Annotated in this window: 17 protein-coding genes; 8 read left to right on the top strand and 9 right to left on the bottom strand. The window is 70.3% G+C overall.

Going from position 1 to position 20150, the window contains the following annotated elements; genetic code table 11:
* Nucleotides 1-45: 45 nt before the first annotated feature.
* Nucleotides 46-1449 carry a vanillate/3-O-methylgallate O-demethylase gene (gene ligM / locus SK224_RS11540; RefSeq protein WP_307320793.1) on the bottom strand — a complete coding sequence of 468 codons (1404 nt, stop codon included), beginning with the start codon at nucleotides 1447-1449 and terminating at the stop codon, nucleotides 46-48.
* Between the two features lie 210 nt (nucleotides 1450-1659).
* Here ligM and SK224_RS11535 point away from each other — a divergent pair, with 210 nt between their 5' ends.
* Genes SK224_RS11535 through SK224_RS11520 form a run of 4 tightly spaced genes read left to right on the top strand, consistent with a single transcriptional unit; the run spans nucleotide 1660 to nucleotide 5215 of the window.
* Complete coding sequence (locus tag SK224_RS11535; protein ID WP_320434827.1) at nucleotides 1660-2415, top strand: PIG-L deacetylase family protein; 756 nt, start codon at nucleotides 1660-1662, stop codon at nucleotides 2413-2415.
* Nucleotides 2412-3119 (top strand): 4-carboxy-4-hydroxy-2-oxoadipate aldolase/oxaloacetate decarboxylase, encoded by a 708-nt coding sequence (locus SK224_RS11530; protein ID WP_320434826.1) that lies wholly within the window; start codon nucleotides 2412-2414, stop codon nucleotides 3117-3119. The genes SK224_RS11535 and SK224_RS11530 overlap by 4 nt, the downstream gene beginning before the upstream one ends.
* Nucleotides 3106-4179, top strand: a complete 1074-nt coding sequence (locus tag SK224_RS11525) for a PrpF domain-containing protein (RefSeq protein ID WP_320434825.1) — start codon at nucleotides 3106-3108, stop codon at nucleotides 4177-4179. The genes SK224_RS11530 and SK224_RS11525 overlap by 14 nt, the downstream gene beginning before the upstream one ends.
* Nucleotides 4180-4198: 19 nt before the next feature.
* On the top strand, nucleotides 4199-5215 hold the full coding sequence (locus SK224_RS11520) for a VOC family protein (protein WP_320434824.1): 1017 nt from the start codon (nucleotides 4199-4201) through the stop codon (nucleotides 5213-5215).
* A 6-nt stretch (nucleotides 5216-5221) separates the two neighbouring features.
* Here the strand turns inward: SK224_RS11520 and SK224_RS11515 are convergent, their stop codons facing one another.
* The 5 genes from SK224_RS11515 to SK224_RS11495 all read right to left on the bottom strand — a co-directional run bounded on the left by SK224_RS11515 (nucleotide 5222) and on the right by SK224_RS11495 (nucleotide 13286).
* A complete protein-coding gene (locus tag SK224_RS11515) occupies nucleotides 5222-6334 on the bottom strand; it encodes a 5-methyltetrahydropteroyltriglutamate--homocysteine S-methyltransferase (RefSeq protein ID WP_320434823.1) in 1113 nt (370 codons plus the stop codon).
* 120 nt (nucleotides 6335-6454) lie between these two features.
* Nucleotides 6455-9247, bottom strand: a complete 2793-nt coding sequence (locus tag SK224_RS11510; protein ID WP_320434822.1) for a DUF6351 family protein — start codon at nucleotides 9245-9247, stop codon at nucleotides 6455-6457.
* A gap of 113 nt (nucleotides 9248-9360) precedes the next feature.
* Entirely contained in the window at nucleotides 9361-10233 is an 873-nt protein-coding gene (locus tag SK224_RS11505; protein ID WP_320434821.1) for a PaaX family transcriptional regulator C-terminal domain-containing protein, read from the bottom strand.
* Between the two features lie 96 nt (nucleotides 10234-10329).
* A complete protein-coding gene (locus SK224_RS11500; RefSeq protein WP_413816787.1) occupies nucleotides 10330-11250 on the bottom strand; it encodes a serine hydrolase in 921 nt (306 codons plus the stop codon).
* Nucleotides 11251-11321: 71 nt separating this feature from the next.
* Nucleotides 11322-13286 (bottom strand): M13 family metallopeptidase, encoded by a 1965-nt coding sequence (locus tag SK224_RS11495; protein WP_320434820.1) that lies wholly within the window; start codon nucleotides 13284-13286, stop codon nucleotides 11322-11324.
* Between the two features lie 213 nt (nucleotides 13287-13499).
* On the opposite strand from SK224_RS11495, the gene SK224_RS11490 reads away from it, so the two are divergent.
* Nucleotides 13500-14816, top strand: a complete 1317-nt coding sequence (locus SK224_RS11490; protein ID WP_320434819.1) for an MATE family efflux transporter — start codon at nucleotides 13500-13502, stop codon at nucleotides 14814-14816.
* A 460-nt stretch (nucleotides 14817-15276) separates the two neighbouring features.
* Here SK224_RS11490 and SK224_RS11485 read toward each other — a convergent pair whose 3' ends face one another.
* Nucleotides 15277-15870: a M15 family metallopeptidase gene (locus SK224_RS11485; RefSeq protein ID WP_320434818.1), complete on the bottom strand. Its 594-nt coding sequence runs from the start codon at nucleotides 15868-15870 to the stop codon at nucleotides 15277-15279.
* 87 nt (nucleotides 15871-15957) lie between these two features.
* Between SK224_RS11485 and SK224_RS11480 the strand changes: the two genes are divergently transcribed.
* Together SK224_RS11480 and SK224_RS11475 are read left to right on the top strand one after the other, a co-directional pair.
* The gene (locus SK224_RS11480; RefSeq protein WP_320434817.1) at nucleotides 15958-16617 is read left to right on the top strand and encodes a response regulator transcription factor; all 660 of its coding nucleotides are present in this window, start codon (nucleotides 15958-15960) and stop codon (nucleotides 16615-16617) included.
* Entirely contained in the window at nucleotides 16614-17687 is a 1074-nt protein-coding gene (locus tag SK224_RS11475; protein ID WP_238343716.1) for a sensor histidine kinase, read from the top strand. The genes SK224_RS11480 and SK224_RS11475 overlap by 4 nt, the downstream gene beginning before the upstream one ends.
* Here the strand turns inward: SK224_RS11475 and SK224_RS11470 are convergent.
* Together SK224_RS11470 and SK224_RS11465 are read right to left on the bottom strand one after the other, a co-directional pair.
* Nucleotides 17672-18097: a VanZ family protein gene (locus tag SK224_RS11470; RefSeq protein ID WP_137418673.1), complete on the bottom strand. Its 426-nt coding sequence runs from the start codon at nucleotides 18095-18097 to the stop codon at nucleotides 17672-17674. The genes SK224_RS11475 and SK224_RS11470 overlap by 16 nt on opposite strands.
* A gap of 62 nt (nucleotides 18098-18159) precedes the next feature.
* Nucleotides 18160-18801, bottom strand: coding sequence for a TrmH family RNA methyltransferase (locus SK224_RS11465; protein WP_320434816.1), 642 nt, complete (start codon nucleotides 18799-18801; stop codon nucleotides 18160-18162).
* A gap of 87 nt (nucleotides 18802-18888) precedes the next feature.
* Here SK224_RS11465 and SK224_RS11460 point away from each other — a divergent pair, with 87 nt between their 5' ends.
* Entirely contained in the window at nucleotides 18889-20142 is a 1254-nt protein-coding gene (locus SK224_RS11460) for an Nramp family divalent metal transporter (RefSeq protein ID WP_320434815.1), read from the top strand.
* Nucleotides 20143-20150 lie beyond the last annotated feature (8 nt).

Raw genomic sequence — 20150 nt, 5'->3', positions numbered from 1 at the left:
TTCCGGAGCGACCCGCGCGACCCCTTCGTCGCGCGGGGCGCTCGCTCAGAGGCTTCCGGTGGTGCGCCACCCGCCCTGGTACTCGGCGCGCGCGGTGACCGCGTACGGCACCGGGCTGACGACGGCGCGCACCGCGATCTGATCATGCGGCTCGACCGTGGTCTTCTTCGAACCGCCGTCGGGCTCGCCCCAGACCACGCGCACCTCGGCGCCGACCGGCACGTCGCGGTCGACGGTCGCGAGCGACAGTCCGCGCTTCTCGTTCGCCGTGACGCCGGTGAACAGCGAGAGTCCGACGTTGTTGCCGTCGGCGTCGATGACCGCGTCGTAGTTCGACGAGCCGTAGTTCGCGTTCGGGAGGTCGAAGAACTGGTAGCCGACGCCTTCGCGGTCGATGACGCTCGTGAGGATCTTGGCCAGGTCTTCGTCGTTCCAGGCGAGCGTGACCTTCTTGCGCTGCGTTTCCGGGTCGATCTTCTCGAGCGCGTCGCGGCCGATGAAGTCGTGGTCGAACTTCACGAACGAGCCGTAACCCAGCTCCCAGGGGTTCAGGTAGTAGTCCTCGATGTTCTCCGAGACGAACGAGCCGGCGAGCGCGTTGATCGCCTCGTAGCTGTTGGCGGGCAGCCACTCGCGGTACGCGCGCTCGGCCTCGCCGGTGTAGATCGCCGGAAGCGGCGACGGGATCCACCCGGACTCGAGTGTGTTCGAGGAGTAGGCGCGCGAGCCGCAGGGCTCGATGCCGAACTCGCGACCCGCCTCGAGCACGGCGTCGCGGATCTTCTGGTGCTGCGCGTACGGCCCCCAGATCTCCAGTCCCGGTGCACCCGCCATCCCGTGGCGGAGGGTGCGCACCTTCTCACCGGCGATCGTCATCTCACCCATGTGGAAGAAGCGCACTTTCTCGAGCGGTCCGCCATTGAGCTTCTCGATGATGTCCCAGGCGTTCGGGCCCTGGATCTGGAAGCGGTAGTAGTCGCGGTGGACGGCGGCACCGTAGGGGCGCGAGGGCGAACGGTCGTCGTAGCGGAACTCGACGTCGTATCCGCCCGTCTCGGCGTGGAACTGGAGCCAGTTGGCGCCGGGCGCCCGGCCGACGTAGACGTACTCGTTCTCGGCCTCGTGGAAGAGGATGCCGTCGCCGATCACACCACCGTTGGATGCGGTGGGCACGAACTGCTTCGCGGTGTTCAGCGGGAAGTTCGCGAAGGAGTTGATACCGGTGTCGCTCAGCAGCTTGAGCGCGTCGGGCCCCGACACGAAGAAGTTGACCATGTGGTGCGTCTGGTCGTAGAGCACGGCCGTCTCGCGCCAGGCCTTCTGCTCCCGGCGCCAGTTGGAGAACTCGGCCGGCACGACCGGGTAGATATAGGTGCCGAGCTGCGAATCGCGCAGCATCTCGACGGTGTTCCCTCGCTCGTCCAGCAGCTCCTGCAGCGTCCGCGCCATGATTGCCTCGACTTCCTCGTCTGTGGGCCTGCCGCGATGATAGGCGGCTTTTACCTCTGCCCATAGTGGTTTCGCGATCCCAGATTGTCAACAAAATCTTGACCATTTCGCGGACCGTGTGATTCGCTGAGCCCACGAATCGGCACCGGCGTCGACTCCGGACGCCTGCCGCCACGCGTCGGCTCGACGCCGCCGAACCAAGGAGCGGATATGCCTGCAGTCACCCCGGCGCTACTCGTGGTCAGCGCCCACGCGGGCGACTTCGTCTGGCGGGCCGGCGGCGCGATCGCCGCCGCCACCATGCGCGGTGAGCGCGCCACAGTGGTCTGCCTGAGCTACGGGGAGCGCGGCGAGTCCGCGAGTCAATGGCTGGCGGGCAAGTCACTGGAGGAGATCAAGGAGATCCGCCGGGCAGAGGCCGAGGCTGCCGCATCCGCACTCGGTGCCGACATCGAGTTCCTCGATCTGGGCGACTACCCGCTGCGCGAGTCCCCCGAGGCCGTCGCGCGACTGGTCGATGTGTACCGCCGTGTGCAGCCGACCGTCGTGCTGACGCATCCGCTGCACGACCCGTACAACGGCGACCACCCGGCCGCCGCGCGCATGGCGCTGGAGGCGCGGGTGCTGGCCCAGGCGATCGGCGTCGCGAACTCGGACGGCTCGTTCCCGACGACGGAGACGATCATCGGCGCCCCGCCGGTGTTCTTCTTCGAGCCCCACCAGCCCGAGCAGTGCGGCTTCGTCCCGGATATCCTGCTGGACATCACCGCGGCATTCGACAAGAAGCGCGCCGCGATGGAGTGCCTGCCCGCCCAGAAGCACATGTGGTCCTACTACAGCGATCTGGCCGTGCGCCGCGGTGTGCAGGTCAAGCGCAACGCGGGCCCGAACCTCGGTCTCGCCCACGACACGATGGGCGAGGCGTACATGCGCTACTTCCCGCAGGTCACGGGAGTGCTCGAGTGAGCCCGCATGTCATCGTCACCGACATCGCGCGCGAAGAGGCCGGCCTCGTCGACGCGTTCGCTGCGCTGGGCTCGGCGACCGTGCACGAGGCGCTCGGCCGCACCGGTTACGCCGGAAGCGCGATCCGCCCCATCCAGCAGGGATCGGCGATCGCCGGCAGCGCCGTCACCGTGCTCACCGCCCCCGGCGACAACCTCATGGTGCACGTCGCCATCGAGCAGGCGCGCGCCGGCGACGTGATCGTCGTGGTCGCCACCGGTCCGTCCCCGTTCGGGCACATCGGCGAGCTGATGGCCACGCAGATGCAGGTCAAGGGCGTCCGCGGGTACGTCACCTCCGCCGGGGTGCGCGACACCGCCGAACTGCGCGCGATGGGGTTTCCCGCCTGGAGCCGGTTCATCTCGGCGCAGGGATGCCTGCGTGACAGCCCGGGCTCGGTCAACGTCCCGGTCGTCCTGGACGGCGTCGTGGTCGAGCCCGGCGACATCGTGGTCGCCGACGACGACGGCGTGACGGTCGTTCCGCGGATGCGGGCGGCCTCCGTTCTCGATGCGGCGCGCTCGCGCGCGGAGCGTGAGGCGACCAACCGCGCGAAGTACGAGGCCGGGGCCAGCTCCATGGACATCAACGGCCTGCGCCCGGTCATCGCCGAGCTCGGCATCGCCTACATGCCCCAGGCGGAGCGACGCGATGCCGACTCCTGATCCTGTACGCGACGGCGTCCGCTGCCTGCTCATGCGCGGCGGCACCTCCAAAGGTGCCTTCTTCCTCACCGAGGACCTGCCCGCAGACCCGTCCGAGCGCGACGACCTGCTGCTGCGGATCATGGGCAGCCCCGACCCGACACAGATCGACGGGCTGGGCGGCGCGCATCCGCTGACCTCCAAGGTCGCCGTCGCGGAGCGCTCGCGCGAGCCCGGATGCGACATCGACTACCTCTTCCTCCAGGTGGGCGTGGACGAACCTGTCGTCGCCGATGCGCAGACGTGCGGCAACCTTCTGGCCGCGATCGGCCCGTTCGCGATCGAGCGCGGACTCGTCGCGGCGGATGCGGGCGAAACCGTCGTGCGCATCCGTCTGCTCAACACGGGCGACATCGCCGAGGCCCGCTTCTCGACCCCCGACGGGCGAGTCGACTACGACGGCGACGAGACGATCGCGGGGGTGCCGGGAACCGCCGGTCGGATCGAACTCACCACCCGCGGGCAGAAGCCGCTGCTTCCCACCGGATCGGTGACGGACGAGATCGCGGGCCACCGCGTCACCCTCGTCGACAACGGGATGCCGGTCGTGCTGATGGATGCCGCCGAGTTCGACGTCGCCGGAGACGAGACCCCGGAAGAGCTCGAGTCCCGCACCGAGCTCCGCGAGCGCCTCGAGTCGATCCGCCGGGCGTCGGGCCCGCTCTTCGGGCTGGGCGACGTCTCGGCGCAGACGGTGCCCAAGATGTTCCTGCTGTCGCCCCCGCGCCGCGGCGGGGCGGTCGGCACCCGAGCGTTCATCCCCGCGCGGGTGCATCCCACGATCGGGGTGCTGATGGCCGCATCCGTCGCCGCCGGCATCCGCATCCCGGGCGCCGTAGGCTCCGCCTTCGCGGTGCTCGACGACGGGGAACAGACGCTGCTCGAACACCCCGACGGCACCTTCGCCGCCACCGTCGCCGTCACCGGCGACGCCGCTTCCGGCTGGCGCGCGAGTTCGTCGTCGGTCCGCACCGCACGAAAGATCTTCGACGGGCTCGTCTTCCCGAGACCCCGCCGCTGACCGTCAGAGAGGACACACCATGGCAACGCGCGACAACTTCGACCTCGCACACCTGGGCGGCGTCGAGCTGTTCACCCCGGTCTTCGAGGAGAGCCTGCACTTCTTCCGCGACCTGCTCGCGATGCGGGAGGTCGCCCGCATCGGCGACTCCGCGTACCTCCGCTGCTGGGACGAGTACCAGCTCTACACGCTCAAACTCACCGCATCCGACACCAACGGCGTGGGCCGTACGCTCTTCCGCGTCACGAGCCCCGAGGCCCTGGAGCGTCGCGTCGCGGCCATCGAGGCCGCGGGTCTCGGCCACGGCTGGCGCGAGCCGGAGGTCGGCGTCGGGCGCTCGTACGAGTTCGAGGATCCCGACGGCCACCTCATGGGCATCTACTACGAGACCGAGCACTACGTGCCCGACGACGAGGATCGCCCCGCGCTGAAGAACCAGGCGTCGGCGTTCCCCGGGCGAGGCGTCAACGCCCGCCGCATGGACCACATCAACTACCTCGCCGGCGACGTGACGAAGGCGGGCGAGTTCTGGCGCGATGTCATGGGCGCCCGCGAGTCCGAGCGGGTGCGGCTGGACGGCGGTGGCTACGCGGCCTGGTGGTTCCGGTTCCAGCAGAAGTCGTACGACGTGGTGTACAGCGAGGATTGGACCGGCGAGCACGGCCGGTTCCACCACTTCGCGCTCGCACCCGACACCCGCGAGGACATCCTCAAGGCCGCCGACATCTTCCTCGAGAACGGCGTGCACATCGAGTTCGGACCGTACAAGCACGCCATCAACCAGACGTTCTTCATCTACGTGTGGGAGCCGGGCGGAAACCGCATCGAGCTCGCCAACGCCGGCGCGCGTCTCATCCTCGACCCGGACTGGCCGGTCGTGGAGTGGTCGCAGGCCGAGCGGGCCAAGGGCCAGGCGTGGGGTGCGAAGACCGTGCCGACCTTCCACACGCACGGCACGCCGTTCCTGGCGAACCAGGCCGAGATCGACGAAGCAGCGATGAAGGGCGAGCCGATCCCCGCGCCGCAGAAGCGTTGAGCGGGCTCAGCCCCAGACCGATGCGGCGATGTCGACGACGGCCCGCACCTTCGCCCACTGCTGATCCTCGGTGAGCTCGTTGCCCTCCTCCGTGGAGGCGAACCCGCACTGCGGGCTCAGAGCGAGCTGATCGAGCGGGGCGAAGGCTGCGGCCTCGTCGATGCGGCGACGGATGTCATCGGCGCTCTCGAGCTCTCCGGTCTTGGTGGTGACCAGCCCCAGCACGACACGCTTATCACCCTCCGGCAGGAACCGCAGCGGCTCGAACCCGCCCGCGCGCTCGGAGTCGTACTCGAGGAAGTACCCGTCGTACGCCGTGTTGCCCAGCAGCTGCTCGGCGACCGGCTCGTACCCGCCGGATGAGATCCAGGTCGAGCGGAAGTTGCCACGACAGACGTGCGTGGTGACGGTGAGGTCGGCGGGCTTGTCGTCCAGGATGCGGTTGAGCAGGTCGGCGTAGCGCTCGGCGATGCCGTCGGTGTCGATCCCGCGGGCGCGGGCCTTCTCGAGCTCGGCCTCCGAGCACAGGTACGCCCACGCGGTGTCGTCGAACTGCAGGTAGCGCGCGCCCGCTGCGTAGAACGCGGTGAGCGCGTCGCGATAGGCGGCGACGAGGTCGTCCACGATCGCCTCGCGTCCGTCGTAGACGGCGCCATCGATGTGGCCCGGCTCCACCCGGAAGTCGAGCACGGTCGGTGCGGGGATCGTGAACTTCGGCAGCAGTCCGGTGCCGGCGGTGATCGCCGCCAGCGAGCGGTAGTGGGCGAGGAACGGGTGGGCGTCGTCGAACCGGATGGGCCCCGTGATCTCGATGCCCCGCGGCTTGGTCTGCACCCCCTGGAACTGGATGCCGTGGTCGAGTTCCACGATGTCGACGCCGCCCAGCATGCCGAAGAAGTCGAAGTGCCACCACGAGCGACGGAACTCGCCGTCGCTCGCGACCTCGAGCCCAGCGGCACGCTGACGGGCGACGAGGTCGACGACCTCAGCGTCCTCGACGGCGCCCAGCTCCGCGTCCGTCAGCTCCCCCGACGCGTGACGTCGACGCGCGGCGGCGAGGCCCGGCGGGCGGAGGAAGCTTCCGACGATGTCGGCACGGAACGGCGCTGAAGTGCTCACGTCGCGATGCTACCGACCCGGCGATGCGTACGGGCGACCGGCCCGGCCTGAGTTAACCCCCGTGACGTCGATCGCACCGCGGCGAATGCGGGGAGGCGTCGAGCACCTCCCCGCATCCGATCAGGAGCGCGCCTGGCCGCCGCGCCGTCGCGCGAACACGAAGGCGCCGGCGCCGAGCACCAGGACCCCTGCGCCGAGAGCGAGAAGCTCCCACGGGACCGTTGCGCCGGTCGAGGCCAGGGTTCCCGCGGGAACGATCGTGATGGGCACCCGCAGCGGCTCGAGATCGCCCGAGGCGATCACGAGCGTGTGCGCACCCGTGGGGATGCTCGCCGGGATCGTCGCACGGATCGTGATCCGACCCTCCGCATCCGCGGCGGGGATCCCGGCCAGCACATACGGATCGCTGCGGATCTCGGCGGCGATGCGCTGACCCGGGGTGAGCCCCGCAACCCGCGCGACGAAGGTGCCGCCCTGCTCGAATCGACCATCACCCACGTCGACCGTCGCCCACACCGACGCGCTCGGCGACGGCGACGGCGGGTTCGAGGGAGACGACGCCGCGGCCACCGGCGCGGTCGCGGCGGAGACACGGGATGCAGGCCGGTAGCCCTCGGCGACCACCGACACACGCACCGTGAGCACCGCGCCCTCGCGCTCCGCCTCGGGCGTGAACGAGGCCGACACGGCGCCCTCGATCGCGACGCCGTCGGCGAACCACTGGTACCCCAGCGTGGCGCCCGGCGTTGCGCTCTCCGCCGACACCGAGAGCTCGGCGCCCACGCGGGCCTCCCCCGCGACCGCGGGCGTCTCGAGGGCCGCATCCGGCTGCGTGTCGAAGCTCTGCCAGACGCCGGCGTAGTCCACCCGGCCCTGGCTGGGCTTCGACCAGTCGCAGACGCCCGTGGGGAAGGCGGCGGTCAGCCGCTCCCACTGCCCGTCGGTCATGACGGGGTAGTCCGCGCGCACCGGCTCCGCCAGCTGGCACTTCAGGACATCGCGAGAGAGGGATTCTCCCGCGACGTAGCGAGGCTCGGAGTGGTACGGGAACAACTGGTTGCAGGCACTCTGCGTGTTCTCGTAGTCGAGCTGCTCCGAGACGAATCCGTCATCGGTGTAGCACCCGTCGCCGAGACCGGCGGGACGAGCGGCGACCGTTCGTGCCCGGTCACCGAAGCCGCCCATCGCGACGATGTTGTCCAGCCACTCCTCCAGCTTGTCGAGACCCGCGGTGTACATCGCGCTCGCGTACCCCGCGTCCTTGCTCGTCCAGCTGACGTGGGTGTCCGCGTTGCCGTAGGCGTCGAGCATCCGCTCACGGATGATCGCCGAGCGATACCGTTCGTGGAAGTCACCCGTCGGGTCGGTGTAGCGACGCATCTCGATCACCGGCGTGTAGGCGAGCCCGCCGGTCATGAGGTTGATGCGGCCCGTGCGGTACGCCTGCTCGATGGCCTCGATGCTCGCCTCGGACCGCGCCGAGGTGCGCGTGCCGTCCACATCCATCCCCCCGGCGTTCTCGTTCAGAGCGACGAATTGCTCGGGCGAGATCGCGCCCGACTGAAGAGCCGCCAGACCGTACTGCACTCCCACGTTGTCCGGGACGACGCGGAGCCCGCGGCCCTGGTCGTCGACACCGTAGACGTTCTGCACCATGTCGGCGATCGTGCACCGCAGCCCGTCGGGGTTTGCCTCCGACCAGCGGTCGCCGACCGGAACGGCGGCGTTGCAGCCCGCGCGCGGATTGTCGACACCGGTGAACCAGGTGAAGCCGGTGCAGGTGAACAGCTGGGCATGCCCGGTCACGGCGAGCTTCTCCGCATCCGTCCATCCCGACCCTGCGGGCGACCCCCAGAATCCGAGCAGGTTGGTGCAGTCGTGCCCGGCGACGGTCGTGGTGCGCTCGTCCGGGTAGCCGATGTCGCCCATCACGCCGTCGATGATGCCGGGGTAGTTGTTGGCCAGCAGGAGTTGCTGCATGGTGCCGGCCGACCCGCCCGAACCGATCGTGTACGTGACGGGGCCGACCTGCTCGATCACGTGCTCTTTGACCATCATCGCGGTCTCCGCGCTCGTGACGTCGTTGCAGTTCTGCGCGAACACGTTGAAGGTCGCCGAGGCGACGATGTAGCCGCGCGAGAGCAGCATGTCGTTCTCGACGCCGCCGCTGCTCGAGCCCTGCCAGTAGCCCACGCCGCACGCGCCGCCGAAGGTGTACGCCAGCTTCCCGTTCCACCCAGCCGCATGCGCGGCATACGTGGGGGCGGGGTCGGCAGGCCCGGCGAGCATCGCCGTCTCGTAGACCGCACGGTTGATGGTGCCGCGCTCGATGCGGACGACATAGGGCACGGCGCGACCCTCGACGGTCGCGGTGGCGACGTTGCCGGGCGTGGAACCATCGGTGGGATAGTCGGCCCAGCCGCCGCCCGTGGTGCGATAGCGGAAGCTGACGCGCGCCTCGGCGACGTGGCAGTTCTCATCCGTGGGCCCGAGGTTCCACGGGGCCCCGGATGCGGTGCAGTACATCGGATGCTGGGGGCCGGAGAAGACCGGACCGGAAGCGGGATGGTTCTGAATCTCGAGGGTCTCGGACCTCGAGGCGGATCGCGCCGTCACCTCGCTCGTTCCGAGGGGGAGATCCTCGACGAGTCCGATGAGGCGCCCGTTCACGGCGGTGAACGAGCCGGTGATGTCACGCCCGTCCGCGGTCACGACCGTCGCCGCATCCGCGCCGTCCACCGCGATCAGCGCGTCGCCTCCCGTCACGGCATCCGCTCGACCGGAGAGCACGGTCAGCGAGAGGTCGTCCGCGGCGGCGGCCGACCCGAGCGGTGCGGCGAGCGCCACCACCACTCCGATCGCGGCAGCGGCGGACGCGAGCAGTCTCGCGCGAGGTCGTCGATGTCTGAGCATGCAGGATCCTCCGATGTGACGTCATCGTCATGGGGATGCCCCGTTGCACCCCCTCGGGGATGAGAGTAGAAGTAATTGTTACGAGCGTCAATGAATCTTTACATAAGCTGCACTCAGGATAGCCGCTGGGGTTGGACCAGCGGCGCGAGTTCCGGCTCGATGGCAGCGACGTGCTCCCGCATCCGTTTCTCTGCCGCGGGCCCGAGCGCGTCGTACACAGCGACGAAGGCGCCGCGTGCGCGTTCGCGCGGCCACCCCGCGGGCATAAGACGCATCGGATGACCGGGCTCCGTGTGGCGGAACGACTGCCAGGCGAGCATGAGCGAGGTGCGCCGCTCGAGCGCCGCCGCGGACGTGAGCTCCTGCCCGCCGTCGCCGACGCGCGCGAGGAACTCGGCATACTCCCTCTCCGCTTCCGAGAGATCCCACGCACGCGTCGGGCTGTCGCCCGGCGCCGTGGCCAACGCACCTCGCAGAGTGGAGACCTGCCCGACACCGAGGGAGGTGAGCGCGCCCACGGCTGCGTCGACCGAATCGAACGGCGAGATCCACACACCGTCGTACAGCGGGGCGTACCCGAGCCAGCGCAGTCGGGTGCGGGCGGCATGGCGCAGAGGCCGCTCCTTCTCGGGGATCGAGAAGAGCACGGCGCTCCACAGCCCGTCCCACACCGGATCATCCCGGCCGAAACGCCGAAGCCACTGGGCTTCGTCTGCCAGCACCGATGCGCCGCGGTCGGTGAGGGCGTGGCTCGTGCGCCGCCCGGACTTGCTCAGGACGAGGAGGTCGCGGTCGGTCAGTCGCGTCAGGCTCGCCCGCGTCGCGGGAGCCTTCACGCCGAGGTCGGACATCGCGGCCAGCAACGCCCCGGTCGGCAGCGGCGCATCCACCCCCCACCAGTAGTCCCCGAAGAGGGTCAGGATCTGGTGCGCCGGCGACCGCTTGCGGCCGATGCTGACGGTCGGCGCCTGTCGGGTGTCGCTCACCGCCCCATTCTGGCAGCGCACGCCGTGGAATCGCGGGGCCCGGCGCTCGACCGGCCGCGAGCGCGTGGAGCGAAGCGGCTCAGCGAGCTGCGGCCGTCAGTACACGTACTCCATGAGCTCCACCCCGAGCACACGGAAGGCATCGTGCACCCGCAGTCGATGGGCGATGGAGAGGTCGTCGAAGCAGACGAACAGCGCGTAGGCGACGCCCGCGCGGGGCCCGGCGAGCACGCCCGCCTCGGTGCGGATGCCGGATGCCCGGCCGGTCTTGTTCACGAACAGCAGCCCGTGCTCATCGTTGTCGTGCGCGAACGGGTCGAGCCCGGTGGCGGCGGCCACGAGCGAAAGGTCGTGACCGTGGCTCAGCCACTCCGCGACCTGCGCGCTGACGCCGGCGCTGACCGCCGTGCTGTTCACGAGCTCCGCGAAGAGGTGAGCGTACTCGCGCGCCGCCCCCAGCGCCACGTGCGGCGCATCGTCGGGGCCGCGCGTATCGCGGAAGCTGTCCATGAGGGCGGATCGGGTGAGCCCGAGCTGCTCGACGCGAGCGCGCACCGCCGGAAGCCCCACCCGCGACATCAGCGCGTTCGCGGCAAGGGCGTCGCCCGACGAGGCTGCGAGCAGCGCCACATCGATGAGCGGCAGCGCGGGCGCCTTCAGGTGCTGCCAGACCCCCGACACGGCGACGGGTTCGATGCCCGCCCGGTCGATGATCTCCAGCGGATCCAGGGTTCCCGCCTCGAACTGCGCGGCGGTCTCCACGAGGAGCGGCACGACGCCGAGCCCCGCGATGGGAAGGCTGCGGAAATCGTCGCCGGCGAGCACCGGCGAACCGAGGTCGAGGTCGTCGATTCGTACCGAGACCTGCGCCCCCGACGCGGCGAGCGCGTCGAGGGCCTTCAGGGTCGAGGTGAACGAGCGCCGTCCCGCGGCGGCGCGACGCGGAAGGCGCTTCGCTCCCCGCCGCGAGGGCGGCGCCGATTCCATTCCGCGAGAGGCCTCGGGAGAGCTGGGCACGGCGCAGGTCCTTCCTACCGGTTGGGGCTCGGGGATGCGGGCGAGACTACGCCCGACGGATCACGGCTCAGTTACCAGATGGTGACGCGCTGGTCGGCGTCGAGCCACAGCGCGTCGCCCTCGGTCACGTCGAACGCCTCGTAGAACGCATCGATGTTGCGCACGATCTGGTTGCAGCGGAACTCGTTCGGCGAGTGCGGATCGATCGTCAGCAGACGGATCGCCTCCGCGTCACGGCTCTTCTGCTGCCAGATCTGCGCCCAGCTGAGCAGCAGCCGCTGGATGCCGGTCATCCCGTCGATGACCGGATCCTCCGCATCCCCCAGCGACAGCCGGTACGCGCGGATCGCGATGCCGAGCCCACCCAGGTCGCCGATGTTCTCACCGATCGTGAGGGCGCCGTTGACGTGGTTCTCCTCGGGCAGCCCCTGCGGCACGAGTGCGTCGTACTGGGCGATGAGGTTCTTCGTGCGCTGCTCGAAGGCCTCGCGATCCGCATCCGTCCACCAGTCGCGCAGCGAACCGTCGCCGTCGAAGCGGCTTCCCTGATCGTCGAACCCGTGTCCGATCTCGTGCCCGATGACCGCGCCGATGCCGCCGTAGTTCGCGGCCGCATCCCGGGTCTCGTCGAAGAACGGATACTGCAGGATCGCGGCGGGGAACACGATCTCGTTCATGAGGGGGTTGTAGTAGGCGTTCACCGTCTGGGGCGTCATGTACCACTCGTCGCGGTCGATCGGCTGCCCGACCTTGCCCAGCTGACGGTCGTGCTCGTGCACGTGCGCGCGGCGCACGTTGCCGACGAGGTCGGCCGCGTCGAGCTCGAGCCCTGAGTAGTCCTTCCACTTCACCGGGTAACCGATCTTGGGCGTGAAGGCGTCGAGCTTGGCGAGCGCCCGCTCGCGGGTCTCAGGGCTCATCCACTCCAGCTGCGAGATCGACTGGCGGTAAGCCTCGATGAGGTTGGCGACCAACTCGTCCATCGCGGTCTTGGCCGCGGGCGGGAAGTGCCGCTCGACGTAGACCTTGCCGACGACCTCGCCCAGCGCCGCCTCGACCAGACCGACGGCGCGCTTCCAGCGCTCGCGGTTGACCGGGACGCCGGTGAGCTGGGTGCCGTAGAACGAGAAGTTCTCGTCGACGAAGGACGCGGGGAGGAACGCGGCGGCGGCGTGCACGATCTTGAAGCGCAGCCACGCCTTCCAGTCGTCGAGGCGCTGCTCGGTGAGCACCGTCCCGAGCGCCTCGATGAAGCTCGGCTGCGAGACGACGATCTCGGCGAACGCATCCGGATGGTGCGGGGCGACGCCCTCGAGCCAGGGCGCGAGGTCCACGCCGGCCAGTGCGACGACCTCATCCCACGTCTTGAGGTTGTAGGTCGCCACGGCGTCGCGGCTGCGGACGTTGTCCCAGTGGTGCGAGGCCAGCTCGGTCTCCAGCGCCACCACCCGCTCGGCGGCGTCGGCCGCATCCGCGACCTCGGCGAGCGTCAGGATGCGCTCGATGTGCTGGCGCAGCGCCTGGCGGGTCTCCTCGAACGAGTCGAGGCGGTAATAGCTCTCGTCCGGCATCGACAGACCGCCCTGGATGAAGAAGGGCAGGTAGCGCTGCGGGTTGCCGGGGTCGGGCTCGACGTAGAGCTCGACGATCCCGCCGACGCCGTCGCGCTCCAGTTCGCCCACGAGCCGGAGGAGGGAGGCGACATCGCTCACCGCATCCACGCGGGCCAGCTGATCGGCGAGCGGCTCGGTGCCGCGCTCGGCGATGCGTTCGGTGTCCATGAAGCTCGCGTACAGGTCGCCGATCTTGCGCGCCTCGGTGCCGGGATCGGCATCCTGCGACTCGAGGATGATGGCGCGGACGTCCTTCTCGGCCTGCTCGGCGAGCAGGTGGAAGGAGCCCCAGCGCGCCTTGTCCTCGGGAATCTCGGTCCGGGCGATCCATTCGCCGTTGACGTAGCGGAACAGGTCGTCCTGCGGGCGGATCTCGTTGCTCAGCTCGTCGAGCGCGAGACCGGAACGGGGGGAATCGGTCATGCGCACAGGATATGCCGCGCCGCTGGGCGAGGGCTGCAGCCGCCGCGACGTGCCGCCGCGTCCCTTCGCCAACCTCCGCGAGACTGCATCTCGAGCACGAGATCACTGTGTTTACCCGTGATCTCGCGATGGAAATGCAGTCTCGCGGGAGGGTACGGGCGTCGCTGGGGAGAGCGGATGCGGAGCGTCGGTGCGGCTCAATAGGGTCGAGGGGTGGCGGCGACACTCAATCGGCAGATCCTGAACCTCGCGGTGCCGGCGCTCGGCGCGCTCATCGCGGAGCCGCTGTTCCTCATCATCGACGCCGCGATGATCGGGCACCTCGGTGTCGTACCGCTCGCAGGCCTCGGCATCGCATCGGCCGTGGTGCAGACGATCGTCGGGCTGATGGTGTTCCTCGCCTATTCGACGACCCCCGCGGTGGCACGTCGCTTCGGCGCGGGTCAGCACGGCTCTGCCGTGACGGCCGGCGTCGACGGGATGTGGCTGGCTCTCGGCCTGGGCTTCATCCTCGCCGTGGCCGGATACCTCACGACCCCCACGCTCGTGGGTCTTTTCGCTCCCGCGGCCGACGTCGCAGCGGAGGCGGAGGCGTACCTCGGCATCTCGATGTGGGGTCTGCCGGCCATGCTGATCGTGTTCGCGGCGACCGGTCTGCTGCGGGGGATGCAAGACACCGTGACCCCGCTCTGGATCGCCGGCGCCGGCTTCACGGCGAACGCGGGGCTGAACTGGCTGTTCATCTACGGGTTCGGGTGGGGCATCGCCGGCTCCGCGGTCGGAACCGTCGTGGCGCAGTGGGGCATGGTCGCCGTGTACGCGCTGGTGGTGGGACGCCTGGCCCGGCGACACGACGCATCCATCCGTCCGCGGCGCGACAGCGTGTCGGGCGCCGCGCGCAGTGGCGGCTGGATGTTCCTGCGCACCGTCTCGTTGCGCGCAGCCCTCCTGGCGACGGTCGCCGTGGCGACGGCGCTCGGCACCCCCGAGCTCGCCGGCTGGCAGGTGGCGTTCACGATCTTCTCGACAGCAGCGTTCGCCCTGGACGCCCTCGCGATCGCCGCGCAGGCCCTGGTCGGTCGTGGGCTCGGCGAGGACGACCCCGCCTTCGTGCGCCGTGTGCTCGGCCGTACGGTCGCCTGGGGCGTGTGGTTCGGGGTGATCGTCGGGGCGCTGATCGGCGGCTTCTCCGGCGTGATCGGCCTCGTCTTCACCTCGGATGCGGCCATCGCCGCGCTCGTGCAGCCCGCGCTGATCGTGCTCGCCATCGCTCAGCCGCTGTGCGGCGTGGTTTTCGTGCTCGACGGCGTGCTCATCGGCGCCGGCGACGGCAAGTACCTCGCCCTTGCGGGACTCGCCAACCTGGTGCCCTTCGTTCCGGCGCTGCTCGTGGTGATGTGGGTCGGCGCCGCGGGAGCCGCGGGCCTGGCCTGGCTCGCGGTCGCCTTCTTCGGCGTCTACATGCTCGCTCGCGCCGTCACGCTCGGCTGGCGCGTGCGCACCGGCGCCTGGATGCGCATCCCCGCCTGAACATGCCGACCTGAGGCGCGCCGCTCAGTCGTATCCCCGCGCCTCGCCGCAGCCCGCAGCTCAGCCGCATCCCCGCCCGCGGCCCGCAGCTCACCGGCACCGCGCGCGGGCGGGCGCGAGACCCCCGTACTGCGTGTCTCAAACGTTCACCCCAACGCCAGCTGTTCCGTGCACAACTGAGACACGCATGCCCGGGCGCCCCCTTCGTGTCTCACTCATGCACGGGTGGAGCGCACCAGACGTGCACAAACGAGACACGAAGGGATAGGCCGGATGCGGGCACGCACCTCAGCCGCGGAGTCCGACCGCTACGTCGTTCTCACCGAGTGAGCACCCGATCCTCGAGCGAGCGTCCAATTGAGTGCTCACTCGGCGATCGACTGCCCACTCGACGGTCGTGCCTCGGCGGTCCGTGCCGCCGGTCCGGCCCGACGGCACCTGCACCGTCATGCCCCCCACGTCAGGATGTGGCATCCGCGCGCATGTCGGGGCAGGTGCCGCCGGGAGTGGTCGCCAACTCGAAGTGCCAGCGTTCGTTGGCGTAGGTCTGACACAGGCCGTACGCGGCCCCGTGCTCCCCGAGCCAGAGCTGAGCGTCGAGCGGTCCGATGTCGACGGCGTCGCCCGTCACGTGCTGGGAAGCCTCCGGCGTCGCCACGAACTGACGCGCGGTCTCCTCGTCACCGTAGTAGCGGATGGCGTCGCCCAGCAGCCACCGCTGGTACGCCTCGCTGCGCCATCCGCTGGAGATCAGCAGCGCCACCCCGTCACCTGCCGCGTCGGTCGTCGCGGCGTGCATCGCGTCGCGCAGCCCGGCGTCGAGCCCGGCGATGGCGGGCAGGTGATCGTCGGCCACGGTGACGGCCTGGTCTCCCCGGATGAGGCCGTTCGCCTCGTCGGGCGCGAACGACCCGTCCGTGGTGAGCGCGGCCCGCAGCCACACACCAGCGAGCGCGGCGAGCAGGATCGCGGCGACGAGACCGAGCGCGGCGAGCGCGAGGCGGCGGGACCGGGCCGGAGCGATGGCGGACGCGGGTGCGACGGAACTGTGCATGCCCCACATCCCACGCGTCGCCGTGTTATCACAGCGTCAGCACAATCGGATATGTCCGCGATATGCGCTCCCACCTAGACTCGCCGCATGCGGGTGCTGATCGTCGAGGACGAGTTGTTCCTCGCCGAAGCGATCCGCGACGGGCTGCGTCTCGAGGCGATCGCCGCGGACATCGCCGGCGACGGCGACACGGCGCTCGAGCAGCTCGCCGTCAACGCCTACGACGTCGTGGTGCTCGACCGTGACATCCCCGGCCCCAACGGCGACGAGATCGCCCGTCGTCTGACAGCCGAAGCCGCGGCTCCCCGCATCCTCATGCTCACCGCCGCCGACCGACTCGACGACAAGGAGGCGGGCTTCGCGAGCGGCGCGGACGACTACCTCACAAAGCCGTTCGCCCTGCGGGAGCTCGTGCTGCGATTGCGCGCTCTGGGGCGCCGCCCCGCTGCGGGCGCGCCTCCGACGGCCGAGCGCGCGGGGGTGACTCTGGATCGATTCCGGCGCGAGGTGTTCCGCGACGGACGCTACGTCGCCCTCACCCGTAAGCAGTTCGCGGTGCTTGACGTGCTGATGAGCGCCGAGGGCGGTGTGGTCAGCGCGGAGGATCTGCTGGAGCGCGCGTGGGACGAGAACGCCGATCCGTTCACGAACGCCGTGCGGATCACGATCTCCACGCTGCGCAAGCGTCTGGGCGAACCGTGGGTCATCGAGACGGTGCCCGGCGTCGGTTACCGGATGCTGCCGTGACGCCCCGCGGCGTCGGGGTCTCGATGCGCCTGAAGCTCGCGCTCAGCTACGCGGGCTTCCTCATCGTCGCCGGCGGCGCATTGGTGGCCGTCGGGCTTCTCGTGCTGCGCTTCGTGCCCCAGGGCGCCCTGTTCGGCATGGACGGTGACTGGGCGCCGAACCGCGCCGACCTGCTCGAGGTCTTCACACGGTACGCCGTCTGGGCGATCATCGCGCTCGTGCTGTTCGGCCTCGTCGGCGGCTGGATCCTCGCCGGGATCGTGCTGCGTCCGCTCAAGCGCATGACGGATGCGGTCGCTCTCGTGCGCGACGGCCGCCTCGACCACCGAGTCGCGCTGCCCGGACGCCGCGACGAGCTGACCGAGCTCGCCGACACCCTTGACGCGATGCTCGACCGTATCGAGCGCACCCTCGACGAGGAGCGCCGGTTCGCCGCGAACGCGTCACACGAACTGCGCACCCCGCACGCCGTCATCCGCACGCTCGTCGAGGTGGCGCAGGCGGATCCCGCCGGACGCGACATCGACACGACTCTCGCCCGCATCGGCGCGACGAACGACCGTGCGATCGAGGCGACGGAGGCGCTGCTCGCGCTCGCGCGGGTGGGCCGCGGCACGCCCCTCGCCCTGCAGCGGGTGGACCTGGCGGCGGTCGTCGAGACGGCGCTCGCGGATGTCCGCCCGGATGCGGACGCCGCCCGCATCCGCGTCGACACCGATCTGCGGGCGTCCGTCGTCACCGCCGATGAGGCACTCCTGCTGAGACTCGCCGCCAACCTCCTGCGCAACGCCGTCGTGCACAACGTCGACGACGGATGGATGCTGGTGCGCGTGCGGGAGGGCACGCTGATCGTCGAGAACGGCGGCGAGCAGCTGACCCCCGAGGTCGCCGCGACCCTCACCGAGCCCTTCGTACGCGGCGCCGGCCGCACCCGCGGGGCACACGGCCGTTCCGGGGCGGGTCTGGGACTCGCGATCGTCGCCTCGATCGTGCGCGCGCACGGGGCGACGCTGGCCGTGGCGGCGCGACCCACCGGCGGGCTGCAGATCACGGTTCACCTGCCGCGCTGAGCCGCTCCGGCCGCGCGGACGAGCGTCACCACGATCACACCGATCGCGCCCCCGCAGGTGTTCCACAGCACGTCGCCGGGATCCGGCACACGGCCGGGGATCGCCTCCTGCGCGATCTCCACGAGCGCCGACAGCGCGAATCCGGCGATGATCCCGACGGGCCAGGCCCGGCGGGGCAGCAGCAGCGCGAGGGTCGCGCCGACGGGGATGAACAGCAGGGTGTTGAGCACCTGATCCGGCCCGCCCGGAAGCCACATCAGGACGGGCTCGGCGAGATCCTGCAGCAGCCAGACGACGCGTCCCCGCAGCGGATGGACGATGGCCCAGGGAGCGAGGGTCAGCAGTGCCACGCCCGCGACGGCCGCGACGGCGGCGGCGAGGCGGGCTGGTGAGATGCGCGTGTGAGGCATGTGTCCTCCGGGGTTCGGGAGGATCAGTCCACGTCACGCGATGTTGCGGGAGCGTATGCGCCTCAGCGCGCCCAGCGACGACACCACTCGTACATCACGACGGCGGCGGCAGCGGCCGCGTTGATCGACCGCGTCGACCCGTACTGCGAGATCTCCACGACCCCGGATGCGGCCGCCACGGCCTCGGGCGAGAGGCCCGGCCCCTCCTGACCGAACACGAGCACGCAGCGTTCGGGAAGCTCCGCGTCCTGTACGGGGACGGAGCCGGGCACGTTGTCGACGGCGATCACGGGCAGCTGTTCCGCCGCAGCCCATGCCGCGAACGCTGCGACGTCATCGTGATGGCGCACGTGCTGATAGCGGTCGGTGACCATGGCGCCGCGCTTGTTCCAGCGGCGGCGACCGATGATGTGCACCTCCGCGGCGGCGAAGGCGTTGGCGCTGCGCACGATGGAGCCGATGTTCATGTCGTGCTGCCAGTTCTCGATCGCCACGTGGAAGCCGTGCCGGTGCGCGTCGAGATCGGCGACGATCGCCTCCATGCGCCAGTAGCGGTACCGATCGATGACGTTGCGGCGGTCCCCAGCGGCGAGCAGATCGGGATCGAAGTGCGTGCCGTCGGGCCACGGCCCCTCCCAGGGCCCGACGCCGTGCTCGGGAGCGGTGTCCGCGGTGGTGTCCTCCGGCTCGCCCGCATCCGTCATCCACCCAGGCTAGCCGCGCCCGCGCTCGCTTCTCACCCAGCGGAACAGCCCTTTTCGGTACCCCGAAAACTGCGATACGGTTTCGGCATGCCGAAAACACTGACCGCCGCGCCCGTGCAGGCGCCCGTGCGTCGGATGGCATGGCTGCTGGGGCCTGCACTCGTCGCCGGGGTGGCCTACCTCGACCCGGGCAACGTCGCCGCGAACATGACCGCGGGCGCGACGTTCGGCTACCTGCTGGTGTGGGTCGTGGTGCTCGGCAACCTCATGGCCTGGCTGATCCAGTACCTGTCCGCGAAACTCGGCATCGTCACCGGCCAGAGCCTGCCCGACCTCCTCGGCCACCGCATCCGCCGCCCGTGGGCCCGGCGGCTGTACTGGCTGCAGGCAGAGCTCGTGGCGATGGCGACCGATGTGGCGGAGGTGATCGGCGGCGCGGTCGCGCTCAACCTCCTCTTCGGCATTCCCCTCCTGTGGGGCGGCGTGATCACCGGCGTCGTGTCGATGGCCGTGCTGACGGTGCAGTCGCGACGCGGGGCGCGCGCCTTCGAGACCGTCGTCATCACGATGCTCATCGTCATCGTGATCGGCTTCTGCACCGGGATCATCTTCTCGCCGCCGGATGCGGGCGGCCTGGTGCAGGGCCTGGTGCCGCGCTTCGAGGGCACCGACTCGGTACTGCTGGCCGCATCCATCCTGGGCGCGACGGTCATGCCGCACGCGATCTACGCGCACTCCTCGCTGGCGCGCGACCGCTTCCCACTGACGGATGCCGCCCCTGCCGATCGCGAACGGCGGCTGCTGCGCGCCACGCGGTGGGACGTCACGATCGCCATGGCCGTCGCGGGCACGACGAACCTCATCATGCTGCTGCTTGCCGCATCCAGCCTCGCCGGGGTGCCTGGCACCGACTCCCTCGAGGGCGCGTACGCGGCCCTGTCGGCGGGACTCGGACCGGTCATCGCCACCCTCTTCGCCGTGGGCCTGCTCGCCAGCGGACTGGCCTCCAGCTCAGTCGGCGCCTACGCCGGCTCCGAGATCATGAAGGGGCTGCTGCACGTGCGCGTGCCGCTGCTGGCTCGGCGGCTCGTCACCCTCATCCCCGCCCTGGTGATCCTGGGGCTCGGCCTCGACCCGACGCTCGCGCTCGTGCTCAGCCAGGTGGTCCTCTCCTTCGGCATTCCGTTCGCCCTCATCCCCCTCGTCTGGCTGACGGCGCAGCGCGGCCTGCTCGGCCGGTACCGCAACCGGATCGCGACGACCGTCGCCGGAGCGGCCGCATCCGTGTTCCTGGTCGCCCTCAACGCGCTGCTCATCTGGCTCGTCATCACGGGCGGGTAGCCTGACGG

The sequence above is a fragment of the Microbacterium sp. BG28 genome, from assembly GCF_034044005.1.
Taxonomy (GTDB): Bacteria; Actinomycetota; Actinomycetes; order Actinomycetales; family Microbacteriaceae; genus Microbacterium.
Note: the sequence above shows the minus strand (reverse complement) of the source record. Positions and strands in the feature narration are given on the sequence as shown.